Genomic DNA, 20,708 nt, shown 5'->3' with positions numbered 1-20,708 from the left:
CTCGCTAAATAAATGGGTGGGGCGGGCTGGGCCAGTTTAGGCTACTTCGGGCAGGACTTCAGCCACATAGGTGTGGCGGATGCTGCGTTCGCGGCGGGGGTCATACAGTTCCATGGTGAACTGGGCAGCGGGACGGATGCCTCCGATCGCGCCGACGGTGCCGCAGGTCATGCCGTAGCCTTCCGGCATGGTGGTGGACTGGAAGTAGCCCTCGATCAGTTCCAGAGGATTTTTCAGTGTGGACAAGGGACCGTCCTGGTACAGGACTTCCTTGCCGCCTTCCTGAATGTAGGCACGGATGATCAGCTCGTCCCAGTACTCTGCCACGTCGCTGAACAACCAGGCTTCGCGGGCAATGGGTTTGGCGCAGATCTGTTTGGACAGGGCAACGCTATGCGCTTCCAGAACACGATCGGTGTGATCGGACGCCAGGCTCACCAGCAGGCGGCCTTGATGATTGAAGACAAATACCTCAGTCTCGCCCGACGACCCCGAACCCACGACCTGGATGTCGGCATCCTGAATCATCTGGTTGGCCGCGATGCGGTAGTACAGCGGTACCGAGCTGGGGCGTGGTACGCCCAGTTCGGCCAGCTCTTCAATGTGGTGCTCGATGGCGGCCAGATCACGGCCCGCCCAACCGGCCACGATGCAGTGCTGCAGATCAGCCTCAATGATTTCAGTGTGGGTGGCCTGGGCCAGTTCAAAGGTCAAACGCATAGCAGTACTCGTTAACTTAAAGACAGATTGGGATTAACCGAACAGGCGTGGCAGCCACAAAGCCAGATCCGGGAAGATAGCCAGCAGGCCCACCATGGCCAGCAACATGATCACAAAAGGCAGGCTGCCCAGCATCACGTCGTTCATGCTGCCGTTCTTGCGCAGGCTCTGGACCACAAACAGGTTCAGACCAACAGGAGGGGTGATGAGCGCCACTTCCACCAGAATGATGATGGCAATACCCAGCCAAACCGGGTCAAAGCCCAGAGCGATCATGATGGGAGCCACGATAGGGATAGTCGTGATCATCATGGACAGGGTTTCCATGAAGCAGCCCAGCACCAGGTAGAACACCACGATGATCATCAGCATCACCATGGGCGAGACACCCAGCCCGGTGATGGCGTCAGTCAGCGCGTTGGTCAGGCCAGTGGCGGACATGACAAAGTTCAGGAAAGCCGAACCGATCACGATCAGCATGATCATGGCCGTGGCTTTCATGGTGCCTTCCAGCACTTCCTTGATCATGGTCCAGCTCATGCGGCCCGAGAAGGCAGCCAGAATCAAGGCGCCGACCACACCCAGGGCAGCAGCCTCGGTCGGGGTGGCAACACCGGCGTAAATCGAGCCTACGACCAGCAAGAAAATACCCAGGGGTGGAACCAGATGCACCAGGCTGGCAAAACGCTGACCCCAGCTAGCCTTGATCTTGGTGCCGCCCCATTTAGGCTTGACCATGCACGCGGCAGCGATTGCCAGCATGAACAGCAGGGCCATGCCCAAACCGGGGATGATGCCGGCCAGATACAGCTTGGGCACGGAGGTATTGGTCAGCACGCCGTAGATCACCAGGTTGATCGAAGGCGGAATCAGAATGCCCAAGGTACCGCCTGCGGCCAGGCTGCCCAGGAACAGGGGCTCGTTATAGCCTTGTTTCTTGATCTGCGGCAGGGCCACGGTGCCCACGGTGGCGGCAGTGGCCACGCTGGAACCGGAAGTGGCGGCAAACAGGGCGCTGGCCCCGATATTGGCGTGCATCAGGCCGCCTGGCAGCCAGGACAGCCACAGGCTCATGGCGTTGTACATGCGTTCGGCCATACCGGAGCGCAGCAGGATCTCGCCCAGCATGATGAACAGGGGAATGGCCACCAGCAGGAATTCGTTGCTGGTGCCCCAGGAAATCTCACCCAGGGCGCCAGTGAGCGGCAACATGGAATACAGCGGGTCCAGAATCAGGCCCAAAACACCCAGGGCAGCGCCCACGGGAATGCTCAATCCGATCAGAACGAGCAAGAGAGTCAGTGCGGTGGTAATCATTTGGCGTCTCCTTGCACCATGCGTTTGCCAGCCTCGGCTTCTTCGGACGCTTCTTCCTGGGTGCTGCGGATGCCGCACAGGGACCGGATACCGGCCAGGTCACCCGTAATCAGGGCCAGGCTGGAGCGCAGCAGCATCAGGGCCAAAACGACACACAGCCAGATCAGACCGCCCACCCACAGGAACTGCGGAATCCACAAGGGAGTGCCCATGGCGGTGTTGGCAGTGGACTGGTTGGTCCAGGACAGGCCGGCCACGTCAGTGGCGTACAAGGTCAGGTAGACAATGAAAACAGACAGGGCCACCAGAGCAATCCAGTCCAGCAAGGCGGCCAGACGGACCGGCAGGTGCTGGTAGATGGCGTCGATACGGATATTGGCCCGTTGCAGGGTGGCAAAAGATAGTGCCCAGGAAATGCTGATGGCAAAGGCGTAGCCAGATAGCTCATCCGAGCCGCCCAGAGAGCTGCCACTGAATTTGCGAAACAGAACGTCCGCGGTGATATAGAGGGCGCTGATCAATGTCAGGCTGCCTGCGAACCAGATGGCGATGCGCGACAGGGTCGTGGCACCGGACAGCAAGCGGTTCAGCATGGCGAATTTTTCGGTATTTTCCATGGTGTCTACCCCGTACAGGGTCTAGGAGGGAGGGGCCTGAAGGACAGGCGGCCTGCCACCGCAGGATGGGTGGCAGGCGGTACGTACAGATTACTTCTTGGCTTCAAAGCCCAGGATCGGGCTCAGGCTGGCGTTGAAGGCAGCCACGGTGTCAGCGGAGCTACGCTCGGCCCATTTGGGCACCACGGTTTCGCTCATGACTTTCTTCAGCAGTTCGCGGTCGGCGTCGGTTGGCTTGACCAGCGTCATCTTGCCTTTGACGGGCTGGGTACACGCATCGGAGCCAGTATTGCAGTCATAACCTTCCTGGGTCTCCTTGGCAGCGGCAGCCCAGATGTCTTGCGTCATGGCCTTGATGTTGCTGGCCAGGAACTCCTGGACTTTGGGGTCCAGCTTGTTCCAGGTTCCCAGGTTGGCTGCGTGAATCTGCTGGTTCCAGTTGATTGGCATTTCATACAGCTTGGAGCTGACTTCGTACCATTTGGCCGAGTAGCCGGACATGGAGCCGGTAATCGCGCAGTCAACCACGCCGTTTTGCAGGGCAGGAACGACTTCACCAAATGGGATGGTGACGCTGTTGCCACCCAGAGCCTGGACAAATTCAGCCTGGGTGCGGCTGCTGGTGCGCACTTTCTTGCCTTTCAGGTCGCTCAGGCCATTGAAGTTGCCATTGCAAAACAGGACCTGGGCAGGGTAGGTCGAGAAGCCCAGTACCTTGACGTTGCTCTTGGCATAGAAATCTTCGTAGGCAGGCGTGAACGCGTCGGTCAGTTTTTTGGCCACTTCGATATCGGGTGCCAGACCGGCCAGGTCGATGGCTTCGTTAATCGAGTTGTCGCTGGCGAAGTAAGCCAGGGTGGCGGTACCGAAAGGAATCACGCCCTGGCTGATCAGGCGCATGATTTCAGGACCTTTCAGGCCCATGTCGTTGAAACCTTTGATATCGGCAGTGATCTGGCCACCGGACAGCTCAGGCACCTTTTTGGTCCAGAAGGGCTGCTCGGTATTCTGGTAGGCGGTCAGATTGCTCAAGCCACCGACTACTTTCAGGGAGGTCTTGGGCAGTTCCTGGGCCATGGCGGCAGAGCCCAGGGCCAGCGAGCCTAAAGCCAGGGAGGTCAGTACGATTTTTTTCATAAGGTGCTCCTAATAGCGGTCCAGCTGTATGGTTGATAGAGTGCGCCCCCCTTTTGGGCAGGGGACTGCATATTGAAACCAGAGGGGTGACCGGACAGTGCCGGTCCAATTTTTAAAGCGCGGCCAGCCGTGTGTTGGGCAAGTCGGTAATCAACATATGGCCAGGGGCATGCGTGATGCAAAACTGCGGCTTGGCCTGGGCGGCGACGGCTTGGGGAGTAACGCCGCAGGCCCAGAAAACGGGTAATTCGTCAGGACCGACTGGCACAGCATCACCATAGTCGGGCTTTTGCAGGTCGCCGATTCCGATCAGGGACGGATCGCCAATATGTACCGGAGCGCCGTGTACCGATGGAAAGCGCGAGGTGATCTGAATGGCGCGGATGGCATCGGCAGCACGCATGGGCCGCATCGATACTACCAGCGGGCCGGACAGGCGCGTCGTACCTTGAGTCTGGATGGAGCTGCGATACATGGGCACGTTCACCCCCGCACTGATGTGGCGCACATCAATTCCGTCGGCCAGCAGGGCCTCTTCAAACGAAAAGGAGCAGCCGATCAGAAAGGACACCAGATCCTCGCGCCAGACATCGGTAATGCTCAGTGGCTCGGCTCCGAGCTCGCCATTTTGCCAGATGCGGTAACGGGGGAAGTCCGTGCGCAGATCAATCGTGCCACCCAGGGTCGGGACCTGAAATTGACCGGGTTCGGTCACGGCCAACAACGGGCAGGGCTTGGGGTTGCGCTGACAAAACAGCAAAAACTCGTCGGCCCACTCTTTGGGAAGAATCATCAGGTTGGCCTGCACATAGCCTGCGGCCAGTCCTGCAGTGGGACCAGTATGGATTTGTTGACGGATCAGCTCGCGCCACTTCTGGGCCTCGGGCGCTAGCACAGGCAGGGTTTGCAGGTTCATGATGACCACTCGCACAAAGGGGGTTGATCACAGCCTCGGATTGCAACCGATCAGATAATTTGTGTCCAATCGTATGTTTGAATCCTAGGCCATAACGATTACTTATCGGTCTGCACGTATTGTTGGGCGATTTCTTGTGCGTGATTGGCGACGACGCGAGCAATATGACTGTCGGGCGAGTCCATCCAGCAGGCAAAAAATTCGATGTCCGGAAGGGACTGATCGACCTTCAAAAGTCGCAGTTTTCCCTCGGAAAGCTCGTCTTTTATGACCGCTGGGGCCAGCACGCTGGGGCCCATGGCATGACGTGTCATTTGCACGATGGTGCTCAGGGATGCACTGCCAAAAATACGGGGTGATTTGACGCCGGCACGCAGCAATGCTTCGCGTGTGGCCAGGTACGGAACGCTCCCGGACGGATAGGTGATTACAGGGTAAACCCCTAGCTCGGAAACGCTGATTTTGCGGCCGTGCAGCTTCAGGGTCGGGCTGGCGACCCAGCCCAACTGATACGCACATAAGCGGATGCATTGTTCTTTAGGGTCTTGGCCAACGCCCACAATCATGGCCATATCAATCTGGAAACTGGCCAGTTGCTGGCGCAGCACGCTCGTGGTGTCGACGTGGATCTCGATGACCAGGGCCGGGTACTCCTGGTGCAGCTTGTCGATCAGCTCATGTAGCCAGGTCTGCACAATGGTTTCAGCCACCCCTAGGCGTAGCAGCCCGCGGATGGCATTTTGTTCTTTGGCAGCGCGCAGCATTTCGGTGCGCAGATCCAGCATGCGCTGTGCATGTGACAGTAGCTCCTGGCCTTTGTCTGTCAGTTTGATGCCCCGGGCGCCCCGATCAAACAAACGCAGTTCCAGACTGGATTCCAGTCCGGCGATGCGCTGAGAAATAGATGGTTGGGTCGTGTTGAGCTTTTCGGCAGCCGCCCGGAAACCGCCAAGTTCGGCAACCCATACAAAGGCTTCGATCTGTTTGAGATCAATCATGTTTCCGGTCCTGAAAATAGGCAGTTCTATTATGCCTGATGGCGGTTGCGGCACAGAACAAGAGCAGATGGATATTTTTATGCATCTTTGATGGATTGGACGCGGCCACCACTATAATTCGCCCATGACTTGCAAGATATTGATTGTGCGTACGTCCTCATTGGGAGATCTGGTTCATATGTTGCCAGCAATCTCGGACATTGCACGCCATGTGCCCGGTGCACAAATTGACTGGCTTGTAGAAGAGAGCTTTGCCCAGATTCCGGGCTGGCATCCGGCGGTAAACGACGTCATTCCCGTGGCGCATCGGCGCTGGCGCAAGCAATGGTGGTCTGCCCAGACGCGTCAGGAGCGCGCTGCCTTGCGTGAGCAACTGCAATCGCGCCAGTACGATGTTGTCCTCGATATGCAGGCCCTGATGAAATCCATTTGGCTGGTCAGGCAGACCAAGGGGCGCCGACATGGCTTGGATTGGAAGTCGGCCCGGGAACCGCTTGCCTCGCTTTTCTATGATGTGCGCCATCGAGTCGCCTTCTGGCAGCCTGCCGTGCTTCGTCAGAGAACATTGGCAGCCTCCGCCTTTGGCTACCAGTTTGACGGAGCGCCGGATTTCGGTTTGCAGGCTCTGGCGGCGCAGGCCCCCAAGGACGGTGATCCCTATGCCATCATCATGCCCTCGGCCAGTCGCGACGATAAGCTGTGGGACCCCGAGAACTGGCAACAGGTGTTCGATCGCCTCCAGGAGGAGGGGATGGCTTTGCGCCTGCTGGCTGGCAGCCCTGCCGAGTCCGAACGTGCCCAAACGCTGATTGCTGGCCGCAGCCAGGCCCAGGTCATGCCACGTATGGAGCTGACGCCGATCGCCTTGCAATTGGCCGGGGCGCAAATCATGGTGGGGCTGGACAGTGGCCTGACGCATTTGTCGGCCGGTTTGGGACGCCCCACGATCGGTATCTATAAAGCCTCCACACCTGTGCGCACGCCTTTGGAAGGTTCGGCTTATACCGCCAGTCTGGGAGAGCGAGGTCATCCTCCCTCCGCGGAAACGGTACTCTGTGCCATCGATCAGGCGTTGGGACGTACGACCGCGCCCCAGGGCGCTTTGCTGGATACGCAAAAAAACTAGTTTGACCTGGATGGCCAATTCGTTTTTTGAGAGCCGGCTTTGTGCTTACAATACGCGGTGCCAAAGGGTCTGCGGCCCTGTTTGAGGGCAGGTTTTTCTGCCTCGCACCGTTTTCTGTAGTTTTTCGGTAGCACCCCAAGCCGGGTCGGGTGGTTGCTGATTTCATAACGAGGCCAAAACGGGTGAACCGATTCTTTTATACCGCCTCCATACGCATTCTGGCTCCAGCCTTGATGGCCTGGATGGGTCTGCGTGCTCGTCGCGCCGGTGGGCAATGGCAAGTGTTGTCAGGCCCCCGTTTTGGTTTTTACGGTTCTGCGCCCACCCTTGAAAAAGCGCCTGTATGGGTGCATGCGGTCAGCCTGGGCGAAACACGGGCCGCGCAGCCCTTGATCCGGGCCTTGCTCGATCAGGGTGAAACGGTCCTGCTGACACACATGACCGTGACGGGCCGTGAAGAAGGGGCAAACGCGTTTGCGGCTGAAATTGCCAGCGGGCAGTTGGTGCAGCAATGGTTGCCTTATGACTTCCCCGGCTCGGTACGGCGCTTCTTTGCCCACTACCGGCCGTGTGCCGGTGTGCTGATCGAACGCGAGGTGTGGCCCAATCTGCTGGCCGCTGCGCGTCGGCAGGGCGTACCCATGATGCTGGCCAGTGCTCGCTTTTCAGAAAGCGCCCTGCGCACCAGCCTGAAAGCTGGCTCAGTCATGCGCGAGGCATATCGATCTTTTCAGCTGATTTACGCGCAGAGCCTGGCTGATGCCCAGCGTCTGGAGCTGGCTGGGGCCCAAGGGGTCCGGGTATCGGGAAACCTGAAGTTTGACGTCGTATTGCCGCAGGAGAAAATTGCGCGTGGTCGAGGTTTTGCCAGTGACCTGGGCCGCCGCGTGGTGGTCATTGCCAGTACGCGCGAGACCGAGCATATGGATTTTATTGATGCGATCGCGCATTATTTGCGTCGTGAGCGTAAACAGGGCAGCGAGTTGCACAGTCCCGTTCTGTTTGTCGTGGTGCCGCGACATCCTGAACGCTTTGATGAGGCTGCCGACTACTTGAATCAACGGGGGCTGCGCGCAGTGCGTCGCAGTGAACTGTTGAAACAGGGTGATACCAGCACCAGTGCGGTTGAGGCGTGTCGCGAGGTCGACGTGCTGCTGGGCGATACGCTGGGCGAAATGCACTGGTACTACGGCATGGCCCGGGTGGCGATTGTCGCGGGCAGTTTTCAACCTTTGGGTGGTCAAAACTTTATTGAAGCCTGCGCAGTGGGGGTGCCTGTCATTGTGGGGCCTCATACGCATAATTTTGCCCAGGCCATGCAAGATGCCATGCAGGCGGGTGCCGCCATTCGGGCCAGTACCCCCGCCCTGGCTTTGCAGCAGGCGGTAGAGCTGGTGGATGATCCCGCGCGCCATCACAAAATGGCAGATGCAGGCTTACATTGGGTTCAGATGCATGAGGGCGCAGTGCAACGCGTACTTTCGGGACTGGCTCAGATTCGCGATTAAATACCGGCTTGCTTATTAGCTAATAAGTATTCGGTTTTGACTGGCGCTGGAGTTTGTGGCGATTTGTAGACAGCTTGACCTGATCTGGATCAAGTTGAATAAAAAAAGCCCGCATGACGCGGGCTTTTTTGAGTTCTAAAAACTGATCGAGATCGATTTACAGTTTTTGGATGCTCTTAGCTTGTGGGCCCTTTTGGCCTTCGGCCGACACGTACGAAACGCGCTGGTTTTCTTCCAAGGATTTAAAGCCTGTGCCCAAGATGTCGGAATGGTGAACGAAAAGATCTTTGCCACCGTTGTCGGGGGAGATAAAGCCGTAGCCTTTTTCGTTATTGAACCATTTCACGATACCGGTTTCTGTTTGCATTTCCTGCATTCCCTAAAAATGACGAGCAATCTGCTCAAAAAAGATTGTCAAGATGTAAAAATCAGGGCAATGAGTATTAGAAACAATACCGTATTGAACAAACTTCGACGAACTTGAAATCCTGCACTGCCAATCGTAGGGGGTATTTAGCCTGTAAGTCAAGCTAAATCGCCCTTTGCGTGGTTTTTCAGGCAGTGTTTGAACAACAATTACAACCAAGCTTGTTATGCGTGCGGACCCCTCTGCGCCCCTCGTTAAAGTCCGTGGTATTTACGACCAAATTCAAGCGTAGCATGAAAGAATCCTGATTTGCTACCACAGTCGTAACGTGTGCCTTCATATTCATAGGCATATACCGCACGACTTTTCAAAAGGCTGGCAATTCCGTCCGTTAATTGAATCTCTCCACCCACCCCTGCTTGAGTGCGTCGCAGGTGGTCAAAGATTTCCGGTTCCAATACATAACGGCCCACAACGGCTTGCGTAGAAGGAGCCACTTCCGGTGCTGGTTTTTCAACGATTCCATTAAGTCGGGTGGCTTTGGAATCGATTAAGTCGCCGGAAACTATTCCATATTTATTTGTTTCATTTTTATTTACATTTTGAGTGGCAACAATACTGCCATTGTATTGATGGGCCGCTTCAACCAGTTGTCGTGATACCGGGGTATTGGCGTCGATCAGGTCGTCCGCCAGCAGAACCAGGAAGGGTTCGTTGCCCACAATGGGTGCGGCGCACAGAACCGCATGTCCCAGACCCAGCGCGCGCGGCTGGCGGGTATATATACAGCTGACATGGCTGGGAATAATATTTTGGACCGCATCCAGCAGTTCCAGCTTGTTTTTGCCGGCCAGTTCCTGTTCCAGCTCTGGGATGCTGTCAAAGTGATCTTCAATGGCCCGCTTATTGCGGCCGGTGATGAAGATTAATTCGGTGACCCCAGCGGCAATGGCTTCCTCGACCGCATACTGAATGAGGGGTTTGTCGACGATTGGCAACATTTCCTTGGGCATGGCCTTGGTGGCAGGCAGAAAACGTGTGCCTAGACCGGCGACGGGGAAAACAGCTTTGCGTATAGGTTTCATAGTGTCGGCAATCGAGGATCAAGGGGAAGCGGGCGCCGGATGGGCCGGGGTTCCAAGTTGAATGGCATCTTGATTGCGCTGCGAGAACTGACGAGGCTCGCGGCCTTGCTCACTGGGGGGCGTGCCAAAAAAGCCTTGTCCAAAGGCCAGCAGGGCGACGTTCGCCACCAGGATCAGTATGAAAAGCAGTCGCATCGTCGATGCCCGGAAAAAAAATACAGTTCAGCCCGGCATTGTAAGGGCAGGGCAGTTTAAGTTCATCCGTTTTAATGCCAAACGTATCCAGGGGTCACGCGGGTGAACGTGGGCCATCCCGTCGCGGCCTTTCAAGCCGTTCAATTTCGGCAGGCAAAAAGGGCCAGCCCGCGCAAGGCAGGGGTATCCAGCTCATAGAGGGTCGGCGGTGCGATCGCTATCAAGCGGCAGTGGTGATGGAGCTGTTCGGACAATTCCTGCTGTGCCAATGCCCGGCCGCCTCCGGCCAGAAAGATCAGAGGGCTGTGCCCCAGATGCTGGCGTCCCTTTTCCCATTGGCGCAACACCGCACCAGCTTGCGCGGCTGCAACGCCCGTGCTGATTGCCGACTGTGTGTTGCGTGGAAAAGCGGCGGTTTGCCCGTGTGCCTGCGGCAACTGTGCCGTATTTTGCTTGAGGGAGGCCAGCATCAGGCTGGGGCCCGGCAGAATGGAGCCGCCCAGAAAATGGCGTATTCCGTTTTGCGCGGGGCCTAGAAGATCGATGGTTGTGGCAGTCCCAAAGCTGATCAGTAAAGCGCCCTGCTCGTCAGGGTGTTCCTGGGCCAGCAAGTCGCTCAGGCCCAGCAAAGCGGCCCAGCGGTCTGCACCTAATTGACTGGCTTGCTCATAATCGTTGTGCAGGCCAAAAACCTGTTCCTGGGCCTGTAGCCAGCGCACGGGGCCCAAACCCAGACGGCGTACCGCGGCATCAATCTGCGCCTGAACCTGGGGGCCTGCCACATTCACGCCGAGTGCCTGCACGCCTTTTTGGTTGGCAAACGTCTGCAGCGGAGCGTGAGCGGCTTCCAGCCAGCTTGCCAACTGATCCAGCTGGTCCGCATGCAGGCTTACCGCCTGGTCCTCGCGCACGCCGGTTAAAGGATGACACCACCCCAGTTTGATGCGGGTATTGCCAGAATCGATAAGCAGGGTCATACCGGGTCGTCAGAGCTAAAAGAATGCCAGTATAGCGATCAACGTTGGGCGCGAACGGAAACTTCGCCTACGGTAACCGCACGTTCCGAGCCATCGGGGTGGCGCAACAGCAGTTGCCCGGAGGTGTTGATGCCCGTCACGATGCCGGTATGCAGGATGTGGCCATTGTCGATGATATGGACTTGTTGCCCAATAAGGGCATCGACCTGTGCATAACGAGCGGGCAAGTCAGCAAAGCCATGGGCCGTGACATGATTCAGGCTCAGATACAGACTCTGGGCAACCTTGGCAACGATATCCGAGCAACGCGTCAGCGAAGCCTGGCGCGACTGTTCGGCAATGCTGGTCCAGTCGGCAACAGCTCGCTGGGTGTTCAGGCTAAGGGTGGCGGCTTCACGCAGATTCAATCCAATGCCGATAATCACCACATGATGGTCGTTGGAGCTGGGGGCGGCGCTAGCTCGGGTGGCCTCGACCAGGATGCCGGATAGTTTGGCTTGATCCCACAGCACATCATTGGGCCATTTCATGGCCAGTCGATTGCGCAGCGCAGGCTCCAGAAACTGGCGAAGTGCCTCGGTCGTGGCCAGGCCGGACAACGGCGAGAGTGTGGGCAGTTGGCGTGCGGGTAAAAAAATGTCGAAGGCACAGGAAAACATCAGGTTGGCGCCTACGCTGTTTTCCCAGGTGCGTCCCGCCCGCCCGCGGCCACGGCTTTGCAGATGCGCGCCCAATAACCAGGGACGTACTCGCGGGCCTGCCTCTTGGCGAGCCAGGGCGAGCAGATCCGCGTTTGTCGATTCGGTCGAGTCTACCCAGCGGATCTGAGGAAAATGAGGCAGGCGCGTGCGCAGCTCCGCCACTATGTCGCGAGGGCTGGGTAAGGTGAATGCAGAAGAGGTATTCATGACAATCCGGTACACTGGATGAGTTAAACGTAATCTTATGTGATATTTGATCTGAGCATGTCTGAACGCGTAGATACCATCCAGTTTTCCGGCCAGGCCGGGGTGATTGACTGTGCTCTGGATTGGCCAGCCGGCGAGCCCAAGGGTTGGGCCTTGCTGCTGCATCCTCACCCCTTGCATGGGGGAGCCCGCAATAACAAAGTCGTGACTACCCTGTCGCGCAGTGCTACTCAGCATGGCTTGCTGGCGGTACGCCCTGATTTCCGTGGTGTGGGCAAGTCCGCCGGGGAGTTTGATAGCAGCCGTGGAGAGACGGCCGACATGCTGGCCTTGATCGAGCAGTTTCCGGCTCATTTCCCACAGTGGAACTCAGGCCCATTCATGCTGGCTGGCTTTTCGTTTGGCACCGCTGTCGCCGCCCAGGTCTATGCCAGCCTGAAAGATGCCCAGGCACCCTTGCCTCCTGTATTCATCTTGACGGGCACGGCCGTCAATCGCTTTCGTTTCCGGGAAGTCAGTCCTCCTGCCGATACCCTGTTGGTGCACGGGGAAACCGACGATGTTGTTCCCTTGTCCGAGGGCATGGACTTTGCGCGCGAGCACCAGTTGCCCATGGTCGTATTACCTGAGGCTGGGCATTTTTTTCATGGCAAGCTGATTCAGTTGCGCGAACTGATTAGCCGACATTTGGCTGCGTTTGGAACCTAAGTCGGATTTTGCTTTCAAATCGTTGCGTTTTCCTGCTCAGACTCAGGGGTCCTGCCCCTCACAGGCCCATATGGCTCTGCCATAATGGGCTCTTTCCGCCACTGTCAAAGCAATCGATTTTTTCCATGACTTCTATTCAAAAATTTGCATCTCCAGTCCTTTCTCGTTGTGTGGTGGCCCTTGCCTTGGCACTGCCTATGGTGGCACAGGCACAGACGCAAACACCGGCTCCAGCCGAATCCACGCAAGTGCTCGGCGCCCAGACGCCTGCCTTGCCGGGTGACTTGTCTGTGGTGCCTGCACCCAGTCTGACAGCGCGTGCCTGGTTGTCCATGGACGTCAATAGTGGACAGATCATCGCGGCAGAAGGACTCAATGAACAGGTGGAGCCCGCTTCCCTGACCAAGCTGATGACAGCCTATCTGGTCTTTGATGCCTTGGAGACAGGCCGCCTGAAGCTGGACCAGAACGTCGTGATCTCTGACAAGGCCTGGCGTACCGAAGGCTCGCGCATGTTTGTCAAAGTCAATTCGCAAGTGTCGGTGAACGATCTGCTGCAAGGTGTGATCGTGCAGTCGGGTAACGATGCCTCGGTGGCGTTGGCCGAAGCCGTTGCGGGTAGCGAAGGCGCCTTTGCCGCCCTGATGAACGAAGAGGCGGCCAAACTGGGTTTGACCGCGACACATTTCAAGAACTCCACCGGCTTGCCTGATCCCGAGCACCTGACATCGGTGCGCGATCTGGGTGTGTTGTCCGCAGCGCTGGTCGCCCGCTTTCCCCAGTACCTGCATTACTACAGCCAAAAAGAATACACCTACAACAACATCAAGCAGCCCAACCGCAACCGTCTGCTTTGGCTGGACAATACGGTGGATGGACTAAAAACCGGCCATACCCAGTCAGCGGGTTACTGCCTGGTGTCTACGGCCCTGCGTGATGGCCGCCGTGTCGTCTCGGTGGTCGTGGGGACGGCCAACGATGCAGCTCGTACAGAAAATAGTCTGAAGCTGTTGAACTGGAGCTTCCAGAACTTTGAAACGGTCAAGCTGTACGACGCCAATAACCCGGCGGTCACCGCCCGCGTGTGGGAAGGCGAAGTCGAGAACGTAGGTTTGGGTACAGCCCAGCCCTTGTGGCTGACGGTTCCTCGTGGCAAGTCCTCGGAAATCAAACCGGTTGCCAACTACACCCAGCCCTTGCTGGCCCCGTTGAGCAAGGGAGACAAGGTCGGTACACTGACTTTGTCCCTGGATGGCAAGGTATTGGCTGAGCAGCCTTTGCTGGTGCTGGAAGATGTGCCCGAGGCAGGTTTTTTCGGACGTATGGCCGACAAAGTGCGCTTGATGTTTGAGTAACCCTTTGGTGCGAGACTAAACCCTATGATTGCAGGCATTGACCCCGATAGCATTGTTTACCTGAATGGCGATTTCGTGCGCTTGGGTGAGGCCAAGATTTCGGTACTGGATCGAGGTTTCATCTTTGGCGACGGTATCTACGATGTCGTGCCTGCTTACCATGGCAAACCCTTTCGTATTGATGGGCATCTGGGGCGTCTGGAGCGCAGCCTGGCGAAAGTGGGGATTCACAATCCCTTTAGCCGCCGTGAATGGGAAAAGCTGGTGCTGGATATGCTGGCCCGCTCGGGCCGGGGCGCTGACTGCATGGTCTACATTCAAGTGACCCGTGGCGTTGCCAAGCGTGATCATGCCTTTCCGGACCATGTGTCACCCAGTATTTTCATCATGGTCTCGCCTTTCAAGCGTGTGCAGCAAGAGCGCGAGACGGGTTTGAAGGCTGTGGCCATTGACGATGAGCGCTGGTTGCGTTGCGATATAAAATCTACTTCGTTGCTGGGTAATGTGTTGGCTAAGCAGCAAGCTGTCCAGGCGGGTGTGGACGAGGTCATTCAGTTCAGAGATGGTTTTCTGACAGAGGGGGCTTCCTGCAATATCTGGATCGTGCGCGATGGCACCTTGCTGGCCCCCATGCGCAACAACCTGATCCTGGAAGGGGTGCGCTACAGTTTGATGGAGGAGCTTGCCGCTCAGGCAGGCATTGCTTTCCAGGCACGGCAGATCTTACGCGCAGAGGTCGACACTGCCGACGAAATTTTGATGACGTCAGCGACCAAAGAGGTGCTGCCCATCGTTGTATTTAATGGTCAGCCCGTCGGTGACGGGCTACCCGGCCCTGTCTTTGCCAGATTGCGCGAAGGCTATGACAAGGCCATCAAGGCTGCGGAGCAAGCATGACAATTTCACCCGAAGAATCATTAATTGAATATCCCAGTGACTTTCCTATCAAAGTCATGGGCCAGACCCACGACACCCTGCAAGACGAATTGCTGGCCATTGTTCTGGAGCACGACCCCGACTTTGACGCCGCCACCATTGAAGTGCGGCCCAGCAAGGCGGGCAATTACACTGGCCTGACTTTTACCGTGCGGGCCGTCTCGCGTGAGCAGTTGGATAATCTCTATCGTGCCCTGCACGCGCATCATCTTGTGCGCGTGGTGATGTAATCAGGGACCCGGCGTTCATGTCCGACTCTGTTCGTATTAAATGGTTTGAGCGGCCTAGCGCCTATGAGCCCATCTGGCAGGCGATGCGCGCTTTTACCGAATTGCGCGGGCCGGACACGCCGGATGAAATCTGGCTTGTGGAGCACACCCCCGTTTACACCCAGGGGCAGGCCGGCAAGCCGGAGCATTTGCTCAATGCGGGTGGTATACCCGTGGTGCAAACCGACCGGGGCGGACAGATTACCTACCACGGCCCGGGTCAGCTGATGGTGTATTGTCTGTTTGATCTTCGCCGGGCAGGGCTGTACGTCAAAGAATATGTGCGTCTCCTGGAAGAGGCGGTAATGGCCTGTCTGAGCCATTTTGGGGTCGAGGGTGCCTGCTGCAAACCGGGTGCGCCTGGGGTGTACGTGCCGCAAGCGCGATGCAAGACCGAGCTGGCCAAGATCTCCGCGCTGGGCGTCAAAATCCGTAATGGCCGTTCTTACCATGGCCTTGCCTTGAATATAGGGATGGATCTCAAGCCGTTTGGCGGTATCAATCCCTGTGGCTATGAAGGGCTGCAGACCACGGATATCGCGTCGCAGGGTGTGGAGGTCTCCTGGGAGCAGGCGGCACAGTATCTGGCTGATTATCTGGCCCAGGCGATCACGTCGCGGGCAACGGCCACGGTTGCTTAGTGCGCGGTGACACAAGAGCACCGTTTCCCGTTACGGTGCTGTGTTCTCTTTAACCTTTATTTCAGGTCAAGCGTCACCTCAGGTGCCGCTCCATTGCGGCATGCGTTTGCTGATAAAAGCGTCAATGCCTTCGCAAGCATCATTGCTCATCATGTTGTCGGCCATGACCTGGCCTGCGTAATCGTAGGCATGTTCGATAGCCAGGCTGCGCTGGCGATAGAACATGGCTTTGCCGGCCCGCACGGCGACCAGACTTTTTGCCATGATACTGTCGGCCAGTCGTTGTACCGTTTGATCCAACTGATCTTTGGGGACTGCATAGTTGATCAACCCCAGCTCTTGAGCCCGCTGAGCACTGATGAATTCGCCCGTCATCAGCATTTCCATGGCGGCCTTGGGGGGTATGCAGCGTGACAGGGCAACGGCAGGGGTGGAGCAGAACAGGCCAACGTTAATGCCGGACACGGCAAAGCGGGTGGATTCGGAGGCAACAGCCAGGTCGCAGGTTGCAACTAGCTGACAGCCGGCGGCGGTGGCCAGCCCTTGCACACGGGCAATCACCGGTACGGGCAGGGCCAGCACACTTTGCATGACGCGACTGCAACGGCTGAACAGCTCTCGGTAATAGTCGTGTTCAGGTTTGGCGCGCATTTGCTTCAGATCATGCCCCGCGCAAAAAGCGTTACCTTCGGCCTGGATGATGACGCATTGCAGACTGGGTTCCCGGCCCAGTGAGTCCAGAATGTGTTGTAACGAGTTCAGCACTTCTTCGGACAGCGCGTTGTACTGTGCGGGTCGGTTCAAGGTGATGCGGGCCAGTCCCCCCTGTTGCTCAAGCAGGACAGGATCGGCAGGGTGCTCGTGTGACATGCAAGTCTCCGTACTTATAGTATTTGCAGGTTTTATTCTCGGGTGTTGCTGCATTCCTAAGTCGACCTCTATATTAGAGGGGTCTGGTACAAACTATCGCCCTTGTTCTAGGCGCTTGTAAAGCGAAGGGGCTACAATTGACCACTGCGCCCATCGTTGAGTGATGATGTTGTTCGCACGCTGTTTTTCTATTTAGACGCCTATGACCACCCCTACCGATCCATCCGTCGATTCCAAACCTACTGTGCGCCCTCGCGTTGTTGAGTATGACGCCACGCAAAAGCAGAAAGCCGAGGCCAAGACCTCGCGCATTCCCATCAAGGTCGTGCAGGCAGAGCGTTTGAAAAAGCCTGACTGGATTCGGGTGAAAGCGGCTGCGCCGAACTCCCGTTTCTACGAGATCAAGGAAACCCTGCGCGAACACAAATTGTTTTCGGTGTGTGAGGAAGCATCCTGTCCCAATATCGGGGAATGTTTTGGCAAGGGCACAGCGACGTTCATGATCATGGGCGACAAATGCACCCGCCGTTGTCCCTTCTGTGATGTAGGTCATGGCCGCCCTGATCCTCTGGATGAGAACGAGCCCGCCAATCTGGCCAAGGCGATTGGGGCCATGAAGTTGTCCTACGTGGTGATTACCTCTGTGGACCGTGATGACTTGCGTGATGGGGGTGCGGCTCACTTTGTGGAATGTATCCGCCAGGTGCGCGAGCACTCTCCTTCCACGACCATCGAAGTGTTGGTGCCCGACTTTCGCGCACGTCTGGACCGAGCCCTGGGCATCCTGAATGCCTGCCCGCCGGATGTCATGAACCATAATCTTGAAACCGTTCCTCGTTTGTACAAGCAGGCGCGTCCTGGTTCGGACTATCACCATTCCTTGAAGCTGTTGCAAGAGTTCAAGAAGCTGCATCCCAACATTCCGACTAAATCGGGTCTGATGGTGGGCCTGGGTGAAACCAACGAAGAGATTTTGGAAGTGATGCGCGATATGCGTGCTCACGATATTGATATGCTGACCATTGGTCAGTATCTGCAGCCCTCGGGTCACCACTTGCCCGTGATGCGTTATGTGACGCCCGATGAGTTCTTGATGTTTGAACGGGAGGCCTATGCAATGGGCTTTACCCATGCCGCCGTGGGCGCCATGGTGCGTTCGTCCTATCACGCCGATCAGCAGGCACATGCTGCAGGTGTGCAGCCTTGAAATCCCAGTGGGCGGGTTGAAATGCAATCCGGCTAAGAGATGAAGAAACCCGGCTTTGGTGCCGGGTTTTTTTTGCCCTTCCGACCTTGCCATGCCCATGAGGGCCACTGGCGCATCGGCGCTGAGTGTAGGAGCGGGCAAATGGGGGCGCGCCAGCGGGGGCGGAGCTGCGGTCAGCTTGCTCGGCATTGTTCAAGTCCTCTGTGCCAGTGCGGGCAGGGCCGGCGCAGCTGTCCTTATGTCGTTTGGTCCTGGATCAGAGCCTTTGCAGATAAGCCCTCTATATAAGGCTCCAGTGCCTCATCGTAGTCTTCGACGCCTAAATACCAGGCTGTCAGACCGGTGCTGTCTTGCTTGAGATCCGTCCAGCAGAATAAAGAACGGTCAAAGGAGTCCTTGATGGTTTCGTTCACGAATGTGAACAACTCATCCAGCAAGGGCAAGGTGCTCAGCGGAACGGCAAAGGGAGTTTCCCCCTGGAACTGCCAGCTATATTGTTCGAGCAGTTCGTTTGACCATTGGGCATGCTGCTCTTGAGAGCTTAGTTCGGGATTGGCAGGGCTTAAAGGCATGGTTTTGTATGGGGTAAAGGGAAGGGATGGTCAGGCACCAGTGGCAAACCATTGGATAGGCGTGGCACCTTGCTGTGTGAGCCACTCATTGGCTAGTCGAAAATGACCGCAGCCAATAAATGGGACCGGTGGGCGACGCGCAGCCAAAGGGGAGGGATGATTGGCTTTCAGAATCAGATGGGGGCATTGAGCCTGTTGCTGGATCAATGCCTCTTTGGCCTGGGCATGAGCACCCCACAACATATACACAATAGGGCGTGTACTTTGCTGGGCCAGGTTCATCAGTAAAGCGTCGGTAATTTGCTCCCAGCCTTTCTTGGCGTGAGAGGCAGGCAAGCCATCCTCGACGGTTAGGGATGTGTTCAAGAGCAACACGCCTTGTCGGCCCCAGTTGCTCAGATCATGGCTGGGCGGGAGAGGGGTCTGGGGATACTCCAGTTCCAGCTCTTTGAAGATATTGCGCAGACTAGGTGGTGCAGGGCAGGTGTCCGGAACCGAAAACGACAGTCCCTGGGCTTGATCGGGGCCGTGGTAAGGGTCCTGACCCAGAATCACGACGCTGACCTTTTGTAGTGGTAGCAGCTCCAAAGCACGGAACGGGGCGGCGGGATAAATGACGGCACCGTCCTGGCATTCCTTGTCCAGCCACTTGGCTAATGTTGCCAGTATGTTCTGTAGCTCTGGCTGATCCAGGGTGGCGCGCCAGTCAGCGGGAAGGCGGGCGACCTGATCGAGAATGTTCTCGGTCAGGAGATTATTGGATAGCATTTCCTCGCCAATCAGGCTGAGCTGTGTCGTGGGGGCTTGAGAAGATGAGCGTGCCATACAGAGTCTGCATGCAAAGTTAGTTGTCTGCTTATTGTAATAGGGGAGCGTCGACCGACCTATCAGCTTGGATACCGCTTCCCTTCTCTATATAGAGGGGCATGTTGAATCGAAGCGAGAAGGACGGCATGTCGCCTCTATATATAGAGGCGAGGGTTGTGACGCTACAGAAGGAGTTCCAAGTTCCTTCCCGGCAAGCGCGTCAACGTTATAAGTGCTCCCCCCTAAGAGGGCTTGTCACGCGGGTGGGTTGCCATCTGGTCTACCAGCCTACCTATCCCTATCCTTGTCCCTGTCTATCTATCTATCTATCTATCTATCTATCTATCTATCTATCTATCTATCTATCTATCTATCTATCTATCTATCTATCTATCTATCTATGTAGCTATCTATCCATCTGTCTATCTGTCTATCTGTCTATCTGTCTGTCTGTCTATCTGTCTGTCTGTCTGTCTGTCTGTCTGTCTGTCTGTCTGTCTGTCTGTCTGTCTGTCTGTCTGTCTGTCTGTCTGTCTGTCTGTCTGTCTGTCTGTCTGTCTGTCTGTCTGTCTGTCTGTCTGTCGGCGAGAGCTTTTTAAGATAGGGAGCTGATGGACGAGCTTAGAAAGGGAGTGCAGAGCAAAAAGCCATGAGCTTGGGGGCTCTTCTATAGGCCATATCGATGGTTTCACCAGAGGTTCTCAAATTTGGGACATTCTCCACGACTGGATGGCCAGTTTTGTATTGTTTTGTTTCATTTTAGATTGTTCATATTTAACAAGGGCTTAGTGTATAAATTGATGGCTTGATGCTGATTTCCATGAAATAGTTAGGTAAAAAACTTGCAAAGCCAAATTTCATCGTGCTATAGTTCTTTTCTCGCTGCAGCACACACAGGGTTTTCCCTCAAAGCGCCGCAGAGAGCAGTTAGACAAGATTCACCGCCTTGGCCAAGAGGCCCGCACCGAAACTTGCATGACTGAGTCAGGTAACTGACACGGTGTAAAACCCGGAGCTTGACAAATCAGAAAATTCTGTGTTAAAGTTCTAGGTTCTGCTCCAGAGAACGCAACGTTAAGTTTTTAGCTGGTTAGAAACAGCGCTGAAAATTTACCCTTGTTTGTGAAGTTGAATGGTTAGCCTTGCGGTTGATTGTTCGCCAGGTGGTTCGGAACGAGAGTTCTGGTTTAAGCGGGACGAGTTAGACGGTTTTAAAACTTTCTAACTTCTTCAAAAAAACGCTTGACACACTGCCTGATCTGCTTCATAATCTCGTTTCTCTGCTGCTAACACAGCAAGGCACGAAGCGCCAAGCGCGACGAGCCAGCCGGGTTAGTCAGTAGGGCGACAGGCAACTGTCACTGCTCTTTAACAATTAACAGCCGATAAGTGTGGGCGCTTGGAATGAGCGAGTCGAACCCTTCGGGGATCGCCACAAGTTTGTATCAAGTGCTCACAAACGAAAGATGAAG

Annotated in this window: 22 protein-coding genes; 8 read left to right on the top strand and 14 right to left on the bottom strand. The window is 56.3% G+C overall.

What is annotated here, in order from left to right; translation table 11 throughout:
* Window positions 1–36: 36 nt before the first annotated feature.
* The 6 genes from V6936_RS14025 to V6936_RS14000 all read right to left on the bottom strand — a co-directional run bounded on the left by V6936_RS14025 (window position 37) and on the right by V6936_RS14000 (window position 5,705).
* Complete coding sequence (locus V6936_RS14025; protein WP_003804818.1) at window positions 37–720, bottom strand: DUF2848 domain-containing protein; 684 nt, start codon at window positions 718–720, stop codon at window positions 37–39.
* A 33-nt stretch (window positions 721–753) separates the two neighbouring features.
* Window positions 754–2,037, bottom strand: coding sequence for a TRAP transporter large permease subunit (locus V6936_RS14020; protein WP_059318352.1), 1,284 nt, complete (start codon window positions 2,035–2,037; stop codon window positions 754–756).
* On the bottom strand, window positions 2,034–2,654 hold the full coding sequence (locus tag V6936_RS14015; protein ID WP_003804814.1) for a TRAP transporter small permease subunit: 621 nt from the start codon (window positions 2,652–2,654) through the stop codon (window positions 2,034–2,036). Before V6936_RS14015 ends, V6936_RS14020 begins: the two co-directional genes overlap by 4 nt.
* 90 nt (window positions 2,655–2,744) lie before the next feature.
* Window positions 2,745–3,791, bottom strand: coding sequence for a TRAP transporter substrate-binding protein (locus V6936_RS14010; protein WP_003804813.1), 1,047 nt, complete (start codon window positions 3,789–3,791; stop codon window positions 2,745–2,747).
* Between the two features lie 112 nt (window positions 3,792–3,903).
* Entirely contained in the window at window positions 3,904–4,707 is an 804-nt protein-coding gene (locus tag V6936_RS14005) for a putative hydro-lyase (protein WP_003804811.1), read from the bottom strand.
* A 98-nt stretch (window positions 4,708–4,805) separates the two neighbouring features.
* Window positions 4,806–5,705 carry a LysR family transcriptional regulator gene (locus V6936_RS14000; protein WP_059318350.1) on the bottom strand — a complete coding sequence of 300 codons (900 nt, stop codon included), beginning with the start codon at window positions 5,703–5,705 and terminating at the stop codon, window positions 4,806–4,808.
* Between the two features lie 124 nt (window positions 5,706–5,829).
* On the opposite strand from V6936_RS14000, the gene waaC reads away from it, so the two are divergent.
* Window positions 5,830–6,831: a lipopolysaccharide heptosyltransferase I gene (gene waaC, locus V6936_RS13995; RefSeq protein WP_039944030.1), complete on the top strand. Its 1,002-nt coding sequence runs from the start codon at window positions 5,830–5,832 to the stop codon at window positions 6,829–6,831.
* Window positions 6,832–7,013: 182 nt separating this feature from the next.
* Complete coding sequence (locus tag V6936_RS13990) at window positions 7,014–8,339, top strand: 3-deoxy-D-manno-octulosonic acid transferase (RefSeq protein WP_059318349.1); 1,326 nt, start codon at window positions 7,014–7,016, stop codon at window positions 8,337–8,339.
* A gap of 157 nt (window positions 8,340–8,496) precedes the next feature.
* Here the strand turns inward: V6936_RS13990 and V6936_RS13985 are convergent, their stop codons facing one another.
* The 5 genes from V6936_RS13985 to V6936_RS13965 all read right to left on the bottom strand — a co-directional run bounded on the left by V6936_RS13985 (window position 8,497) and on the right by V6936_RS13965 (window position 11,871).
* On the bottom strand, window positions 8,497–8,706 hold the full coding sequence (locus V6936_RS13985) for a cold-shock protein (RefSeq protein WP_026483779.1): 210 nt from the start codon (window positions 8,704–8,706) through the stop codon (window positions 8,497–8,499).
* A gap of 254 nt (window positions 8,707–8,960) precedes the next feature.
* The gene (gene galU / locus V6936_RS13980) at window positions 8,961–9,791 is read right to left on the bottom strand and encodes a UTP--glucose-1-phosphate uridylyltransferase GalU (RefSeq protein WP_003804800.1); all 831 of its coding nucleotides are present in this window, start codon (window positions 9,789–9,791) and stop codon (window positions 8,961–8,963) included.
* A gap of 18 nt (window positions 9,792–9,809) precedes the next feature.
* Entirely contained in the window at window positions 9,810–9,986 is a 177-nt protein-coding gene (locus tag V6936_RS13975) for a hypothetical protein (protein WP_003804797.1), read from the bottom strand.
* A gap of 140 nt (window positions 9,987–10,126) precedes the next feature.
* A complete protein-coding gene (locus tag V6936_RS13970) occupies window positions 10,127–10,963 on the bottom strand; it encodes a type III pantothenate kinase (protein WP_003804793.1) in 837 nt (278 codons plus the stop codon).
* Window positions 10,964–11,001: 38 nt separating this feature from the next.
* A complete protein-coding gene (locus tag V6936_RS13965; protein WP_003804791.1) occupies window positions 11,002–11,871 on the bottom strand; it encodes a biotin--[acetyl-CoA-carboxylase] ligase in 870 nt (289 codons plus the stop codon).
* A gap of 57 nt (window positions 11,872–11,928) precedes the next feature.
* On the opposite strand from V6936_RS13965, the gene V6936_RS13960 reads away from it, so the two are divergent.
* From V6936_RS13960 to lipB, 5 genes are all read left to right on the top strand, one after another.
* Window positions 11,929–12,579 (top strand): alpha/beta hydrolase, encoded by a 651-nt coding sequence (locus tag V6936_RS13960; protein ID WP_039944040.1) that lies wholly within the window; start codon window positions 11,929–11,931, stop codon window positions 12,577–12,579.
* Window positions 12,580–12,704: 125 nt separating this feature from the next.
* Window positions 12,705–13,934, top strand: a complete 1,230-nt coding sequence (locus V6936_RS13955; protein WP_207307392.1) for a D-alanyl-D-alanine carboxypeptidase family protein — start codon at window positions 12,705–12,707, stop codon at window positions 13,932–13,934.
* 24 nt (window positions 13,935–13,958) lie between these two features.
* Window positions 13,959–14,831, top strand: coding sequence for an aminotransferase class IV (locus V6936_RS13950; protein ID WP_059318347.1), 873 nt, complete (start codon window positions 13,959–13,961; stop codon window positions 14,829–14,831).
* Window positions 14,828–15,100 carry a DUF493 family protein gene (locus V6936_RS13945; protein WP_003804783.1) on the top strand — a complete coding sequence of 91 codons (273 nt, stop codon included), beginning with the start codon at window positions 14,828–14,830 and terminating at the stop codon, window positions 15,098–15,100. Before V6936_RS13950 ends, V6936_RS13945 begins: the two co-directional genes overlap by 4 nt.
* Before the next feature lie 17 nt (window positions 15,101–15,117).
* Entirely contained in the window at window positions 15,118–15,780 is a 663-nt protein-coding gene (lipB, locus tag V6936_RS13940) for a lipoyl(octanoyl) transferase LipB (protein ID WP_003804782.1), read from the top strand.
* Between the two features lie 78 nt (window positions 15,781–15,858).
* Here lipB and V6936_RS13935 read toward each other — a convergent pair whose 3' ends face one another.
* On the bottom strand, window positions 15,859–16,650 hold the full coding sequence (locus V6936_RS13935) for an enoyl-CoA hydratase (RefSeq protein ID WP_003804779.1): 792 nt from the start codon (window positions 16,648–16,650) through the stop codon (window positions 15,859–15,861).
* A 202-nt stretch (window positions 16,651–16,852) separates the two neighbouring features.
* Here V6936_RS13935 and lipA point away from each other — a divergent pair, with 202 nt between their 5' ends.
* Entirely contained in the window at window positions 16,853–17,857 is a 1,005-nt protein-coding gene (gene lipA / locus V6936_RS13930) for a lipoyl synthase (RefSeq protein ID WP_003804777.1), read from the top strand.
* A gap of 236 nt (window positions 17,858–18,093) precedes the next feature.
* On the opposite strand, the gene V6936_RS13925 is transcribed toward lipA, so the two are convergent.
* Both V6936_RS13925 and V6936_RS13920 read right to left on the bottom strand, forming a co-directional pair.
* Entirely contained in the window at window positions 18,094–18,429 is a 336-nt protein-coding gene (locus V6936_RS13925) for a hypothetical protein (protein ID WP_059318346.1), read from the bottom strand.
* Between the two features lie 30 nt (window positions 18,430–18,459).
* Complete coding sequence (locus tag V6936_RS13920; protein ID WP_039944039.1) at window positions 18,460–19,197, bottom strand: uracil-DNA glycosylase; 738 nt, start codon at window positions 19,195–19,197, stop codon at window positions 18,460–18,462.
* Window positions 19,198–20,708: the final 1,511 nt, after the last annotated feature.

It is taken from the genome of Alcaligenes sp. CHO6 (assembly GCF_037120595.1).
Lineage (GTDB): Bacteria > Pseudomonadota > Gammaproteobacteria > Burkholderiales > Burkholderiaceae_B > Alcaligenes > Alcaligenes ammonioxydans.
Note: the sequence above shows the minus strand (reverse complement) of the source record. Positions and strands in the feature narration are given on the sequence as shown.